Annotated in this window: 9 protein-coding genes; all 9 read right to left on the reverse strand. The window is 50.1% G+C overall.

Annotation, left to right across the window (positions count from 1 at the left end):
- Positions 1-392 precede the first annotated feature (392 nt).
- Positions 393-872, reverse strand: coding sequence for a 2-C-methyl-D-erythritol 2,4-cyclodiphosphate synthase (gene ispF, locus T360_RS0101375; RefSeq protein ID WP_028911199.1), 480 nt, complete (start codon positions 870-872; stop codon positions 393-395).
- A gap of 25 nt (positions 873-897) precedes the next feature.
- The gene (gene porV / locus T360_RS0101380; RefSeq protein WP_051523268.1) at positions 898-2,022 is read right to left on the reverse strand and encodes a type IX secretion system outer membrane channel protein PorV; all 1,125 of its coding nucleotides are present in this window, start codon (positions 2,020-2,022) and stop codon (positions 898-900) included.
- 80 nt (positions 2,023-2,102) lie between these two features.
- Entirely contained in the window at positions 2,103-5,249 is a 3,147-nt protein-coding gene (gene porU / locus T360_RS14330) for a type IX secretion system sortase PorU (protein WP_036928441.1), read from the reverse strand.
- A 36-nt stretch (positions 5,250-5,285) separates the two neighbouring features.
- Complete coding sequence (locus T360_RS0101390) at positions 5,286-5,903, reverse strand: fumarylacetoacetate hydrolase family protein (RefSeq protein WP_028911201.1); 618 nt, start codon at positions 5,901-5,903, stop codon at positions 5,286-5,288.
- 207 nt (positions 5,904-6,110) lie between these two features.
- A complete protein-coding gene (locus T360_RS0101395; RefSeq protein WP_028911202.1) occupies positions 6,111-8,474 on the reverse strand; it encodes a beta-glucosidase in 2,364 nt (787 codons plus the stop codon).
- Positions 8,475-8,477: 3 nt separating this feature from the next.
- Positions 8,478-9,686, reverse strand: a complete 1,209-nt coding sequence (locus T360_RS0101400; protein WP_028911203.1) for an esterase — start codon at positions 9,684-9,686, stop codon at positions 8,478-8,480.
- A gap of 49 nt (positions 9,687-9,735) precedes the next feature.
- Entirely contained in the window at positions 9,736-10,650 is a 915-nt protein-coding gene (locus tag T360_RS0101405) for a hypothetical protein (protein WP_036928444.1), read from the reverse strand.
- Positions 10,651-10,713: 63 nt separating this feature from the next.
- Positions 10,714-12,279, reverse strand: a complete 1,566-nt coding sequence (locus T360_RS0101410) for a RagB/SusD family nutrient uptake outer membrane protein (RefSeq protein ID WP_028911205.1) — start codon at positions 12,277-12,279, stop codon at positions 10,714-10,716.
- A gap of 40 nt (positions 12,280-12,319) precedes the next feature.
- A complete protein-coding gene (locus T360_RS0101415) occupies positions 12,320-15,349 on the reverse strand; it encodes a TonB-dependent receptor (RefSeq protein ID WP_028911206.1) in 3,030 nt (1,009 codons plus the stop codon).
- Positions 15,350-15,422: the final 73 nt, after the last annotated feature.

Here is a 15,422-nt window from a genome sequence, read left to right on the forward strand (position 1 = left end):
TTGAGGTTTTGTTAAAACCGAGTAAAAATAAGTAAAAAAATGTATGTGTTCGCGCACAATGGTTGATATAAATCAAGAATGGCGTGTATTTATACACTTATTCTGCAGAAATGCTTGTGTAATTCGAAAAAACATCGTACCTTTGCATCGTCAAAAGGTTAATAGATTAGATTGTTTTAGGTTAGTAGTAATATTTATAGTTTTAGGTTTTTAGTTATTGGTAAAAGAAAGTTTTCAACAGTGGGATAACTGGAGGTCGCTGTGAAGCTCCCTTTTAAACTTTCAAATTTTTGGTCCTGTTGGACTGAAAATTTCTTTTTTTGAAAAGGATTTTTAGTTAAACATAGGCTTTTGTGATGCCACAGCTCGTGAGGGTTGTGGCATCACTCTTTTTATTCCTTTTTTATCAGTACCACAGCATAAGCCGAGATGCCTTCTTCGCGTCCGGTGAAGCCTAGTTTCTCGGTGGTGGTGGCTTTGATAGAGATATCGTCCTCGTCGCAACCGATTACTTGGGCCATGCAAGCCTTCATCTCAGGGATGTGTGGATTCATTTTGGGGCGCTCTGCACAGATAGTGGCATCGATATTTACCAACTTATAGCCTTTGGTAGCTATCAGCTCAATAGTCTTTTTCAGGATAACTTTACTATCCATACCATCAGTAAACTCTGCTGTGTCGGGGAAGTGGTAGCCAATATCTCGCATGTTGGCTGCCCCCAAAAGGGCATCGCATACAGCATGCAGCAACACGTCTGCGTCGCTGTGTCCTAACAGTCCTTTACTATGTTCCAACTTAATGCCGCCCATCCACAGGTCGCGGCCTTCAACTAACTGATGGACATCAAAGCCCATTCCTACTCTAATCTTCATATTCTCAATGTTTAATCTTTAATCTTTAATGTCTAAACAGGTCCTTAATACCATCCATGTCGAATGTCAAGGAGAAGCGAAGTGTCTGGTCGAGTGGATTACTGCGAGCAGTAGAGATGACGTAGCCTACATCGAGTGAGAATACATTCATCTTGAAGCCTCCGCCTACGGTGAAATACTTCAAGTTTCCTTTCTCTTCTGCTTGATGGTGGTAACCGGCACGCAGTGAAAACTGATCGTGATATACGTATTCGGCACCAACGCTCCATTGTATCTCCTTCATCTCTTCGCTGAATCCGCCAGGAGCATCACTAAAGCTCTTGAATATGCCGCTGATGGCACTCATGTCGCTATATTCGCGGCGCACACGGTCCTGATAGTCGCTGTTTGATTCTCCTTCCTCCTGTCGTGGCACGGTTGGTACTAATAATTTGTTGGCATCAGCAGAGATAGAGAAGCGGTTATACTCATCGATAGGCACCATGAGTGAGGCACCAAATCGTAGATTGGCGGGCAGGAACTGGCTCTCGTCATCGCCGTAGTAGCTGATTTTACTACCGATGTTCGACATGTTCAGACCGATACCTAACTGGCACTCGCGACTGCCTAACATCACATATTTATTATAGTACATCGCCAGGTTGGCGGCAAAGGCCGATGCGGGTTTCGAGTCTTCGCTGTAGTCGTAGCGCAGGTCGCTGTATATCCAGCGGATGGCTGCTGCCAGTGAGAAGTTCTCACTCAGCATCATCGAGTAGGCCACATCAAACGACATCTCGTAGGGCTTTACCGTCATACCGTCGTTGGCAAACACTTCGCCTAACGAGAAGTAGCGCAGCGAACCGCTGACGGCCGAATAGTCGCCAATGCGGTAGTAGCCAACCAGATAGGCTAAGTCGATATCATTTACCAGCTGTCGCAGCCATGGTGTGTAGTTTAAGGCAATGCCTGCGCGACTGATGCAGAAGGGGTATTTGGCAGGATTCCAATACTGTGAGTTTACGTCGGGATCGGTGGCTGCACCTACGTCTCCCATACCGGCACCGCGGGCATCAGGTGCAATGGTCTGTGATATCACGGCGTGCTCTACGGGATTGAACATGACGTTTTTCTCGTCCTGAGCCGATGCAGTAAAGAATGAGCAGCTCATTGTGAACAATGTTACGAGAGCGCGTTTTTTTGTAAATATGCTGTTTTTTGTTATCATATCATTATAACGTATCTCTATTGCTAATTATTGCTTTTAATCAGTAATTTAACGGTTTTTGCATCGCCGTCGTTCAGAGTCAGACGACACAGATAGAGGCCTGTGCGTAGTCGGCTGCCACCAGCCACGTTCAGGTTCCAGTCTATTGTAATCGTATCGCTGCTAGGCGTCACCGTATCGGTTTGTCGCCATACCTGTCGGCCACCTAAGTCAAACACATCTAATACCACCTTCAGTTCGCTGCCAGGGCGATTGTGGGTAATGACAAACTGTGTATTTGTTTGGGCTGGGTTCTGCGTGCAGGTAACGTTGAATTCGCCCGAACCAGCATCCTCGCTTACCTCGAATATCAGTTCGGTGGTGGTCGAGTTGTTCAACACATCCCATGCTCTGAATAGCAGTTTATGGATGCCAACGCTCAGTTCGGGTATGCTAAAACCGATGCTGCCACTACGATAATCACCAAAGTCGTACTCAAAATAATCATTCAGATGATATGTCTTGTTCTTATCCCCATCGATGATGAGTTCTAAATCGTGACCGATGCTTCCACCTGAGGCGTTGATGCCACTGTCGTCGTAAAGTTCGGCTATGAAGTAGGGGGTGGTGTTCACCTTGTCGCCATTTTTAAATGCTTTTGAGTTGAGGTAACAATACACCGATGGACCGATAGAGTCGTTTAAGGCAGTCTCGCTACCTATCAGTTCAAAACTTTCATTCTTGCCGTGGGCTGATCGAATCTTGTCGGAACTGATGGCATGGAGAGTCATCAGACCGTTGCCGTCGGTATAGCTGATATCCTTCGGGATGGCAAATGTGATGTGGAAGGTTCCATTGTTCACATGCTCTGAACCGCGATAGAGATAGTTGGTGCGGTCATGATAAACAAATGCTTTGTCGGCACCATCGCTACCAGTGTTGTTCAGTCGACAGGTGATAGTTTCTTCGGCATCTCTTACTGTTAGGTTTACTATTCCGTTGAAGTCGCTATCGGTATGGCTATTCTGTGCAATATGGCCTACTATCTTTACGACTGAACCTGCAGCTAGCTTGATGCCGTCGGTAGCTGCTTGGTTGTTGATACTGTCAACGAAAATCTCTTGTTTAGGGGTAGCTAACTGCAGAGCGGGGTCGCCTAGTAGGGTGTATTGCAACTTGTTACAAGTCAGGTCGCTGTTTTTGTCCACCAGTTCGCACTTGGCTAGTCGTACAGCTTCGCCTATCGGCATGCCTGGGGCAAGCACGTATTTAGTAAAAGCCAGGTTCATTACTTCGTTATAGGTGGCATAGACTGTGCGTGTGGTGCCAAAGAATGCTATGCCGCCACCTTTGCTGTTCAGCATCACCGTCTCACCGATATTCTCTTCCTGTCCGTCAAAGGGCATGATGTCGCACGAGGCGGTCATCCACAATGGCTGGTAGTTGCTCTGCTGGGTTTCAAAGTCGGTTAGTTTCATCACCAGCTCATGACTCATGGCATAGGGAGCACCATGACCGCAGTAGTTCATGATAAGCGCTCCGTTCTGCATCTGTTGTTTGATGAGGCGTGTCACGTCGGGATAGCTGTAGCCGGTGCTCGACGAGGTGCGTTGGTAGGCATCCCAGTATATCTTATCTACATTGTAGTTGGGGTAGGTGGTTTCTATCATCGTCGCCACCTTGTCGGCGGTCTTCATGTGAGCATTGTTGTTGCCGTCGTCGCCCATCATACATATCTCATTTTGCCAAGCACCTGCATGTTCATTTTGAGCATAGCTAATGATCTTATCCACTAATATACGGGCATCTTCGGCTGTTCGCACAGGCAGACGGCCCACAGCTACATCGGGTTTTCCTGTAAAATTGGTATGGCCGCCGTTATTGGTTTGTATTGTTTCCTCGTCATCGAGCAGACAGAAGTAGTCATCGCTTACAAAGCAATTCACTTGACTGAACGAGTTCTCACTTTCGTAGCAAAGCAAAAAGTCGTTAGGATTGTAACCTTTCCATTCGGCAGTGTTCATACGGTTGTCCCAGGCTGCATCACCCATTAGCAGCAGGTAGCGTGGTTTGTCGCTATCTGTGCTGGCACGGTCGAAAAGCATTTTTAGGTAACGTCTATAGGCGGTGGCATCAGGGGTGCCGCTACTGAATTCGTTATACAGTTCGTCGGCAGGTACGATGGTTACGCGCAGACCGTCGTGCTGTTCGTGGTGTTCTTTCAATCGCATGGCTTGGGTTAATAGCTGTTGCGAGGTGGGTATGATAATGACCATGTCGGTTTGTGGGTCGGCATGATGGTCTTGGTTGGTTATGTGATACACATATTCTGGTAGTCTGATGGTGATGGGAGCAGGACTATCGTGCTGCAAGTCGATATAATCCAGACGCAGATTTCCACCAGATTTTTGTGTGATACTGATGGTGTTGTCGGCCTTCAGGTTGTTCAGTGTGTACTGCCACAGTTGTTCATCGGCTTTGGTGTAGCTGTCGAGTGATACATTCTTGCTGATGGTGGCTACTAGCGAATCGTTGACGCTGATGGTGGCTTCGTAGTCGGCATCGGCTGTGAGGGCAATGCCTATACTGCCTGTGCTACCAGTGGCTTTCAGGGCGTAGGTTTGTGGCGTGCCGATGGTGTAGAGCGTCTTGTCAAACAGGTTTCTGCCGCCGTGATACCACGAGTAGTTATCCACCTCATATAGTTGATGGTAGTGTTTGGCTGCGGGGTAGCATTGTGCCACTAAGGTAGCGCTGTCGGTCGTCAACGGCTCACCGTCGCTTTCGGTCAGAAAATAATAGCCATAATCAGAATAAGGATTGCGTGTGCGCACGAGCGATTCCTTACTATTCCAGTTTACCGGTCCGATGCCGTAGAACACCCGCTGACCGTTCATCGTGCAAGTGGGCACCTCTTTCAGGTCGTCGGTAGCAGTCAGGTAGTCGCCAGTCAGGCGTTCGGGTTGCAGCGCGCCGCCATAGCCGTATATCTTTACTTTGCTGGCATCACTGAACCCTGCCTTTTTGATGAGTGCATCGGTAAGCGCATAAAAACCGGTTTCGGCTACGCTGATTTTTGCCCAGTTACCCTCGCGGAGCACCGAGTGTTCCGCATACCGCCCTTGTGCCTTGGCCGTGGTGCCTAAGGCTATCATGAGCAGCACTGATAGTAACGTGCTGATAGTCTTCACTATATGTATTAACGTAAATTACTGACTTTTATTGCATTATTTGCAATGAAAGTCGAGTACTTTTCGTTCTTCCAACCAGCCTTCCAGATGGTCGTTAATCTTCACCGGTCCCACACCAGCTGGGGTGCCGGTATATAACAAGTCGCCTGTTTTCAGAGTAAAGAACTGTGAGATGTAGGCAATAATCTCATCTATCTTATACAGCATATCGCTGGTGCAACCCTCCTGAACCGTCTGGTTGTTGATGTCCAGATGGAAGTGCAAGGCCTGCAAATCCATGAACTTCTCCTTGGGCACCCACTCGCCGATGGCTGCCGAGCCGTCGAATCCCTTACAGATGGTCCAGGGCTGTCCGGCTTCGCTGGCTTTGCGCTGCAGGTCGCGAGCTGTAAAGTCGATGCCCACGGTCACGGCATCGTAGTAGCGGTGTGCAAATCTTTCGGGGATATTCTTACCCAGTCGGCAGATACGAACCACCACCTCGGTTTCGTAATCGATACGCCCCAGGTGGTCTGGGATAAAGAATGGTTTACCCTGATTCAGTATCGCCGAATCGGCCTTCGTAAATATCACAGGCTCATCAGGGCGCTTCAGCGTCCCATGCAGTTCCTGGTTATGTGCGGCATAGTTCATGCCAATAGCAAATATCTTCATATCGGTGGCAAAATTACAAATAAGCGAGCGAAATACAAAATAAAATGCGTTTTTTTTCTACCCAAACGCTAAAGGTGCTTTACCATGATACTAACTTCCCTTTTGTGTTATACTATCAGGCGGATAGTGTGATACTAAATAAAGCCGCCGGTGAGATCTGGGGAGATTCTCATCGGCGGTAAGAATAGTTAGAAATTTGATTAGGTATTATCTCTTCAAGAGGTTCAGCTGGGTTTGGGGGGTCATGACGTTATGAACCTTGGTTTGCTGACCCTTGACTTGGGCTTTGAGAGTGGCTTTGATGTCCTGCGATGAGGCGCCTACCAGGAACTGGTATTCGCCGGCAGCTACTACCCAGGCTGAGGCTGATTCGTCGAACGAAGCCAGGTCGGCAGCCTGTACGGTCATCGTTATTGTCTCGCTCTCGCCTGGAGCCAACTGCTTGGTCTTACCATAGGCCTTGAGCTCCTTGACGGGTTTGTTGGCAGCCTGGTTATCGGGGGCTGAGATGTAGAGTTCAACCACTTCCTTGCCCTCGTGCTTACCGGTGTTCTTAACCGTTACGCTCACCTCGTAGGCGTCGCCGTTCTCAACAATCTTGGCATCGCTATACTCGAAGGTGGTGTAGCTCAAACCGAAACCGAATGGATAGCTGACGGGTACATCGAACGAGTCGAAATAACGGTAACCCACGTAGATATCCTCCTCGTAATCGGTATAATCCACATTCTTCATATTGGCGCTCTTTGAGCCCTGATTGGTCATGTCGATACGTGGATCCTGATCTACGGGGAAGTTCTTTGAACTGTAGGCATCGGTAAACTTCACGGGCCAGGTCATGGTGAACTTTCCGCTGGGTGACTGCTTACCGCTGAGCACGTCAACCACGCTGTTACCACCTTCCTGACCAGCCTGCCAAGCACACAGGATGGCGTCGGGCAGTTGATTCCAAGAGGCTGTCTCGATAACGCCACCGATATTGAGCAGTACCACAACCTGCTTGCCGGCCTTGTGGTAAACATCGCACACCTGAGTGATGAGCTGGCGCTCTGAGTCGCTCAAGTTGAAGTCGGCAGCCTTGCGGTCCATGAACTCACCCGAGATACGACCGAGTGTGATCACGGCGATATCCGAAGCAGCGGCCTGCTTGGTCAGCTCGTCGGCACTGAACTGCTTTTCGGCAGGCAATGGTCGGGGCATGAAGCGCATCAGCATGGCGTTCTTGGGATCTTTCTTGGCAGCAGCTGCAATCTCTGCCTCTACCTTGGCCTTGCACTCGGCAGCGTAGGCTGCATAGGCGTTCTTCAACTCGTCCGAAACGGTATAACCACCATTCTTCAGACCATCGAGCAGCGATACCACATAAGCGTGGTTCACATTACCCGAACCAGTACCACCGGCAATAAAATCATATGAGGTGTTACCATACAGGGCTACATTCTTTACCGTCTTGGCAAAAGGCAGGGCGCCTCCATTTTTCATCAGTACCATACCTTCGGCAGCACTCTGACGGGTGACAGCAGCATGTGCTTTGAGGTCAGGCTTGTTTGAATACTTATAACCCTGATAGCGAGGACTCTTCTCAACCAGGTTCAGAATGCGCTTGACGCTGCGGTCGAGGTCGGCCTCGTTCAGCTTACCGCTTTTCACACCAGCTACGATGCTGTCGAACTGCTCGGCCTTACCTGGCTGCAGCATGTCGTTGCCGGCCCACATCTGCTTGGCACCATCCTTGCCGCCAAACCAGTCGGTCATTACCGTACCCTCATAGCCCCACTCATCACGCAGAACGGTGGTTACCAGATCCTTACTTTCAGAGGTGTAAACACCATTGATATAGTTGTATGAGGTCATCACCGTCCAAGGCTTACTCTCCTTGATGGCAATCTCGAAGCCCTTCAGGTAGATTTCGCGCAGGGCTCGCTGAGAGATATGCGCATCGTTGTTCATGCGGTTGGTTTCCTGATTGTTGGCTGCAAAGTGCTTGATGCTGGTACCCACATCGTTCTTCTGAACGCCAGTGATATAGGCAGCAGCTGTCTTACCAGCCACCACGGGATCTTCAGAGTAGTACTCGAAGTTACGACCGCACAGTGGGTTGCGCATGATGTTCAGGGCAGGGGCCAGCAGCACGTCGGCACCATACTCTTTTACCTCCTCGCCGATGGCTTGTCCCACCTGTTCGATGAGCTGGGTGTTCCAGGTCGAGGCCAGCAAGGTTCCGATGGGGAAGTGGGTGCAGTAATAGGTGGCTGAATCGCCTTCACGCTTAGCATCGATACGCAGTCCGGCAGGACCGTCGGCCAATACAACAGCGGGAATACCTAACGAATCGAGAGGGTAGGTGGTACCAGCGGCACCAGGCACTAAGCTACGGGTTGCACCAATCACGGCATCATTGCCCGAGAAGCCCGCCATACCAGTACCGATCACAAAGTGTGCCTTGTCCTCAAGTGAGAGTTTCGACATCACCTCTTCCTGGTTGATGGTGTTCTTGGGACCTTGTTTGTCGGCTGTAGCGCAGCCAACTACGAGTGCGGCTGAGGCTAATAAAATAAAAGATTTCTTCATAGATTATTTGAACAATAGTGGAGTGAATTCTGAGAGATAGATACGCCAGTTGCGCCAGATATGACCACCCTCGGTCTCCAGATAGGTGTATTTGTGGTGCTTAGAGTCGAGATAAGCGCGCAGGTCGTTGTTGTTCTTAATCAAGAAGTCGGTCTTGCCGATACCTATCCAGAACAGCTTGGGGTTCTTGGCGAAGAGCTGGTCGATCTTAGCATTGCGGTCGGCATAAACGCTGGGCACACCACCCTGACCGTTCTGCTGCTGATCGACAGCGGCTGAGAACAGACCGACGTAACCGAACATATCAGGATTGTTGATAGAGATGAACAAGCTATGGAAACCACCCATCGACAGACCGGCGATGGCGCGGTGGGCCTTATCCTTCTTCACACGGTAGGTCTTCTCGATGAACTTCACGACATCGGGGAAAGCAGTCTCGAAACTGCCCTCCATGGTCTTAGGCAGCATCATGGTAGGCACCTTGAATCCCTCGCTGGTCTCGCCAGGACAAGCCTCCTGCGAGATGTTGCCGTTGGTCATCACCACCAGCATAGGCTCGGCCTTACCCTGAGCAATCAGGTTGTCGAGAATCTGGGCAGCACGTCCCAGCTCGCTCCAGGCATTCTCGTCGCCACCGATACCATGCAGCAGGTAGAGTACTGGATACGCCTTACCGCTGGTTTCGTAGCCGGCAGGGGTGTAAACGGTGAGACGACGGGTGAGTCCGGCAGTAGGACTCTCGTACCACACCTTACTAACGGTGCCATGAGCCACCTTGTTGACCTTGTAGAGGTCGGCACGCTGGTCGCCACCAATCAGCAGTACGCTGAACAGGTTGTTGATGTCGCGGATGTTATACACATTCAGCGGGTCGATAATCTTTACACCATCCACAATCATATTATAGGTATAAAGCTCGGGCTTCAGGGGTTCGGTCGTGAAACTCCATACACCCTTTTCGTTCTTTACCAAATCCACCACGTTGGGAGCGTCGTAGGTGTTACCGCCAAATTCTACCTTTTTCGGGGCTAGGAAATCGCCGGTAATCTGCACCTTCTGTGCCTCGGGGGCAATGAGGTTGAATGTCACACTGTTGTCGGCATGTACATCGGGCGAGGCCACCTGTGGGCCCTGCCCCCAGCTCAGATTCTGCTGAGCTTGGGCTGCCATGCCCATCAGGCAGAGGGCAGCCATAAGCATTAGTTTCTTCATTATTATTATTTAATTTAGCTATTCACGCTGCAAATATACGATTTTTTTCTTACTTTACAAGTGAAATGAACATAAAATTGAATGCACCGCTACCGGTAGTACCTGCAGCATCGATGGTTTCGAGGCCTGTGCCTTTGAACGAGAACAGCGTTTCGCCCTCGGCGCTCTTGGCGGTGGTTATCTCCACGCTTCCACCGGTCAGATACTGCATTGTGCCGCCATTATCCAGATAGCTGGTGCCGCCTGCCATACCGTAATCGGGTATTGAGAAGCCGGCGCTTACCTGCATGGCATCATGCGCATCGCCAACGATAGTATAGACTCCTGCCAGGTCGGCTGCCTGCTTGTTGTTGCCATTGATGGCATCGAACATAGCCACCTGCTGACCATTAGGATCTTTGACGGTAATGGTATATTTGGTAACGTCGGGATAAACGGTGTTTTGGAAGGTGGTCCAGTCCATGATGGCTACCTCGCTCGTTGCGATGGTCATGGTATAGCCGCTGGGCTCAGGATCATCCTCGCCAACGATGAAGGTCAGCTCACCCTTGAAGTAAGGCTTGTACTGCTTGCCGTCGCTGGTCTTCACCAGTCCGCTGATAAAGTAGCAGCCGTTGACGGCGCTCACGTCGATGCTACCCTCGCTGATGGCAGCACCATTGATGGTACCAGCGTAGGTGCCACCTGTAGTGAGGGTGGCTACAGGCTGATAGGTACCCTCGCCAAGAATCCACTCCTTACTGCCAAAACTAAGGCTGAGGCTGTTGCCTGCAGCATCGGTAAACTGTGTGTTCAGCGCCTTGATGCCCTTACCCAACTTGGTGGTAGGCTGTACGCTGCCGTTATTGAAGGTGCAGAAGGTGATGTTGCTGAATTCACCGTTCAAGTCTTCGATGGAGTCGTTGCTGCAAGCCGTAAACCCAATCACCGCCAGCAACATGATGATATATCTAAAAGCTTTCATATTGTTCTTTTTTAATGTTTTAATTCTTCCATTTTTTAATTCTTAAATTTTTCCATTTTCCCATCACCATCCTGTGTTTTGAGTCATATTGGGGTTGAGTTCGATTTCCTTCAGAGGGATAGGCAGTAGGTTGTGCTTCTCCTGGAAACCATACTTGTCGTTCTTGAAGAGCCACTGTACACCCTCGGTACCGAAGGCTGGTATCTCCTTACCCTGCTGACCCAGTGCCGACGCTGCATCGCCCCAGCGAACCAGATCCTGGAAGCGTACACTCTCGTTGCAGAGCTCCAGACGTTTCTCGGTCTTGATGTCGTTCAGCGTTACGCTGGTCAGCGGTGTCTCCTTGGCACGTACTCGAATCTGATTGATGTAGTCGAGTGCCTTGCTGCTGTTGCCTGCCTGCAGATGAGCCTCGGCGGCCAGAAGCAGAACCTCGGCGTAGCGCATAATCTTCAGATTGGTGAACTGAACACCCTGGAAGAACGACTGATCCACAACGCAGTCCTCCTTCAGCGACTGGTTCTTCCACATAAAGTAACCCTCGCAACCATATACCAAGGCGCCCGTCTGGATGCTAACGCCAAAGTTCTTCAGCTGCTCGTAGGTCATCATGGTCTTGTTCAGACGGTAGCCGTTGGCACCTTCCCAAGCCACGAACGCATCGTAGAGCGACTTGCGTGGGTTCATGAATCCGTAGGTACCCTGGGCAATCACGGTAGCAGCCTGTCCGCTGTAGTTCATCTTGTCGGTACGCCAGCCCTGCATCAACAGCCCCATATCAAACTGGTTCCACATCTGCTCGGTATCGTTACGCTTCTGCAGTTCGAACACCGACTCGCAGTTGTTGTTGGCTGCAGCATGGAACTGCGCATCGTACTCGCCCTGATAGAGAGCGTATTTGCCTGAGTTAATCACGTTGTCGAGCATGGCGGCAGCCTCGCTGTTCTTACCTTCGAAGAGATAAGCCTTGCCTAAGAAAGCCTGAGCCGTCTCCTTGGTGATGCGGATGCCTCCCTCGGCATCGTTCACGTCGCTCTTCGAGGGCAGGGTTCCGCTGTTGATGGCCTCGTTCAGGTCGTTCTCGATGAGTGCCCACATCTCGGCAGGATCGCTGTTGCCTAAGCGATACTCACCTGGTTCCAACAGATGATCCACAACAGGAGCTGTGCCAAACATGGTTACCAGTTCGAACGAAGCCCATGCACGGAACACCTTAGCCTCGTTGATGGCGCGTTTCATAATAGAGGTTTCTCCCTGTGTCTTGTCGATAATCAGGTTGGCTTTATAGATGACGCCATAGAGTCCTGAATAGAGGCTCTGAACCATACCGTGATCGGTGCCGAAGGTGTATTCGTTGAGTTTTTCCATCTCGGCGTTGTCGCCACGCGAACCGCCACCTGTCCAGACATCGTCAGACAGACAGTTCTTGGTCATAAACCAATTGTAATGTAGGCTACGCATCTGCAGATAGAGCGAAGAGGTGGCCTGCATGGTGTTCTCGTCGTTGGTGTAGAAGTCTTCCATACTTCCCAGGTTGCCGTGCTTGGCAATGTCGAGCTCGCTGTCGCAGCTGCTAAAGCCGAGCGATGAAACAGCTAACATGGCGATATATATGATTTTCTTTTTCATAATGATTTCAATTTTTCAATTCTTTAATTCTTTAACTCTCTTAGAATTCAATGTTCAAACCAAGTACCACTTTCTTTGAGGTGGGGTAGCCACCCTTGTCGATACCCATACCCGAGGTAGAGTTGGTAGCAGCCTCAGGATCGAAGCCTGGATACTTAGAGAAGGTGAAGAAGTCGTCGAGCGAAGCGTAGATACGGGCATGGCTCAAGGCTACTTTGTTGATGAGGTTCTTAGGCAGGGTGTAACCCAGCTGAATCTGCTTGATCTTGAAGAAACTGCCATCGTAAACCAGCGCACTCGATGTGGCATACTTATCCATGTCGTTAGCGCCAGCACGGGGTACGGTGCCGTTAGGATTATCTACCGTCCAACGGTTGTCGTAGAACACTTCCTTCAAACGGTTCGAAGCAGCGTAGTCGGGACGGTTGATACAGTTGAAAATCTTGTTGCCGTGCGAACCGGTTCCGAATACAGTCAGGTCGATGCCCTTATAGGCCGCTGTGAGGGTGAGGCCATAGGTGAAGTCGGGAATGGCATCGCCGATGCAGGTCAGGTCGCCATCCGATACTTTTCCGTCGCCATCCAGATCCTCGAACAAAGGATTACCCGTCTCCTTGTCGATGCCAGCAAACTTATAGCCGCGGAAGTAGTAAACGGGATAGCCCTTCTCGAAGTAAGTGATGGTGTAAGTGTGGAAGTTGCTACCGCTCAGGCGGGTGATAGAGGGATCGATGTAGGTCACCTTATTGCTCAGAGTAGAGAGGTTGGCACGGATGCTGTAGTTGAAGTCGCCGATATGGTCGCGCCAGCCCAGTTCAAACTCAAATCCCTTGTTCTCAACGTTACCGGCATTCATAGGTGAAGTGCTACCACCGATGATGAGCGATGGTGTGGTACCCCATACCAGCAGGTCCTTAGTCTTCTTGATAAAGTAGTCGATACCGAAGGTCATGCGACCGCCCATCAGGATACCGTCGAAACCAAAGTTCAACTGCTCTGAAGTCTCCCACTTCAAATCATCGTTACCCATGGTTGATGGGGCTGCGGCCTGGGTATAGTTGATACCGCTTGAGAAAGGATACAGTCCGCCCAGTGCCATGTCGGTACTGTAGCTGTAGCCGCCCAATGCAGAGAGACTACCGTTCTGACCCCAGCTGGCACGGAACTTCAAGCTATCGAAGGCTTTCTTCAGTGGTGCAAAGAACTTCTCCTCACTGATGGTCCAACCTACTGATACGGCAGGGAAGTATCCCCAACGGGTTTTCTTTGAGAGCTTCGACAAGTCGGCAGCATCTGCGCGCAGCGAAGCCTGCAACAGGTAACGGCCCATAAAATCGTAAGACAGACGACCGAAGTAGGAGTACTTGGTACTCTCGTTGGTTTCGCCGCTCACACCCTTGGTGGCTGAGGCGTTGGCATAGTTCAGATAGTAGAACAGTGGGTCGTTCTTCTTCAAGGCATCCTCGCCATTGGCTGTCAGCGAACCGTTCACATTGTCGTTTGATGACTTCTGGAACGACATACCAACCATAGCTGTAACGGTATGACCACCAAACTGTTTCATATAGTTGGCAAAGTTCTCCCACTGATAATAGATTGAGGTAGAAGAGCCTGCGCTGAAGTCGAGATAGTCGCGGCTCTGCACACCGTTGCCATAGAATGGCAGACTGGCGTTGCTACTGCGAGTACCAGCTAATCGATAACCGAAACGCGAGGTTACTGTGAGTCCCTTTATAGGTGTAAAGTCGCCATAGATAGAACCGTTGATATTGAAACCCTGGTTCTTCGACAGACCGTTGTCGCGCATGATCATGGGATGATACTGCTCGCCGGCATAGAACTTAGATACGGCATAGTAGTTGCCATTTCCGTCCTGCAGCAGCTGCTTGCCGTTGGCCTGAGCATTTACCATCTGGTAAGGCAGGGTCTCGGCAGTGTAGGTGTCGGGAGTCAGTGGGTCGAGCATCAGGATGGATGTCAGCAGCGAGCCGTACTCGCTGTTGGTAGATACCGAGCGAACGTCGTATTTCTCAATCTGGTTGGTAGTACCTACTTTCAACCAGTCTTTTATCTTATATTCTGCGTTGATAGTGGCTGTGAGACGTTTGTAAACATCAGCGTTACCCTTTACAATACCATTATTATTAAGGTACGCGAGCGAGAGGAAATAGTTGCCGCGGTCGTTACCACCGGTGAACGAGAGGGCGTGCTTCTGCATGTGACCATGATTGAATGCCACATCGGTCCAGGCTGTGTTGGTCACACCGTCCCAGTTCTTCAGCATATAGTCCTTCGTAAAAATGTTACCCTCGTCCATATACTGGATATACTGCTCGGCGTTCAGCATCTTAGGGATGCGGGCCAGACTCTCGTCGGTAAACATGAAGTCGTAAGAGATTTTTCCTTGTCCGGGCTTACCTTTCTTAGTGGTGATGAGTACCACACCGTTGCCAGCTTCGGCACCGTAGATAGCGGCCGAGGCTGCATCCTTCAGGATTTCCATCGAGGCGATGGTGCTGGGGTCGATACCACTGATATCACTCAGGCGCACACCATCAACAACGAACAGGGGCTCTGAACTTGAATTAGAGGAATAACCGCGTACACGAATGGTTGGCGATGAACCAGGGGCAGCGCTCGACTGGATTATCTGTACACCAGAGGTCTTACCCTGCAGGGCCTGTTGAGCGTTGGCGATGGTGCGGTTCTCCATATCCTCGGGTTTTACTTGCGAGATGGCACCGGTTACACTGCTCTTCTTCTGTACACCATAACCTACAACCACCACTTCATCGAGTACCTTGTTGTCGGGTTTCAGGTTGATAGTCATGCCGTTTTTGGCGGCACCTTCAAAGGTTTGATAGCCGATATAGGTCACGGTAATTGTTTGACCAGCTTTTACGTTTACCACAAAATTACCATCGAAATCGGTGATGGTGGCATTTTTGGGATTACTTTTTTCGGCTACGGTTGCTCCGATAACGGGTTCGCCGTTTTCGTCGATTACATGGCCCCTCAGTCCTTGGGCGAAAGATGTTACTGACATCATCAGTGCCATCAACATCAGCATAATACTACTCTTCTTCATTGAATTTTAATTGTTTTGAGTTAATTGTTAGGAATATTATTTGGTTTTAAAATTC

This window comes from Prevotella sp. MA2016, assembly GCF_000619825.1.
Taxonomy (GTDB): Bacteria; Bacteroidota; Bacteroidia; order Bacteroidales; family Bacteroidaceae; genus Prevotella.

Bases quoted from the DNA above. Each gene is read 5' to 3' on its own strand.
- ispF (WP_028911199.1), bottom strand. From the start codon at position 872: ATGAAGATTAGAGTAGGAATGGGCTTTGATGTCCATCAGTTAGTTGAA.
- porV (WP_051523268.1), bottom strand. From the start codon at position 2,022: ATGAGCTGCTCATTCTTTACTGCATCGGCTCAGGACGAGAAAAACGTC.
- T360_RS0101390 (WP_028911201.1), bottom strand. From the start codon at position 5,903: ATGAAGATATTTGCTATTGGCATGAACTATGCCGCACATAACCAGGAA.
- T360_RS0101395 (WP_028911202.1), bottom strand. From the start codon at position 8,474: ATGAAGAAATCTTTTATTTTATTAGCCTCAGCCGCACTCGTAGTTGGC.
- T360_RS0101400 (WP_028911203.1), bottom strand. From the start codon at position 9,686: ATGAAGAAACTAATGCTTATGGCTGCCCTCTGCCTGATGGGCATGGCA.
- T360_RS0101405 (WP_036928444.1), bottom strand. From the start codon at position 10,650: ATGAAAGCTTTTAGATATATCATCATGTTGCTGGCGGTGATTGGGTTT.
- T360_RS0101410 (WP_028911205.1), bottom strand. From the start codon at position 12,279: ATGAAAAAGAAAATCATATATATCGCCATGTTAGCTGTTTCATCGCTC.
- T360_RS0101415 (WP_028911206.1), bottom strand. From the start codon at position 15,349: ATGCTGATGTTGATGGCACTGATGATGTCAGTAACATCTTTCGCCCAA.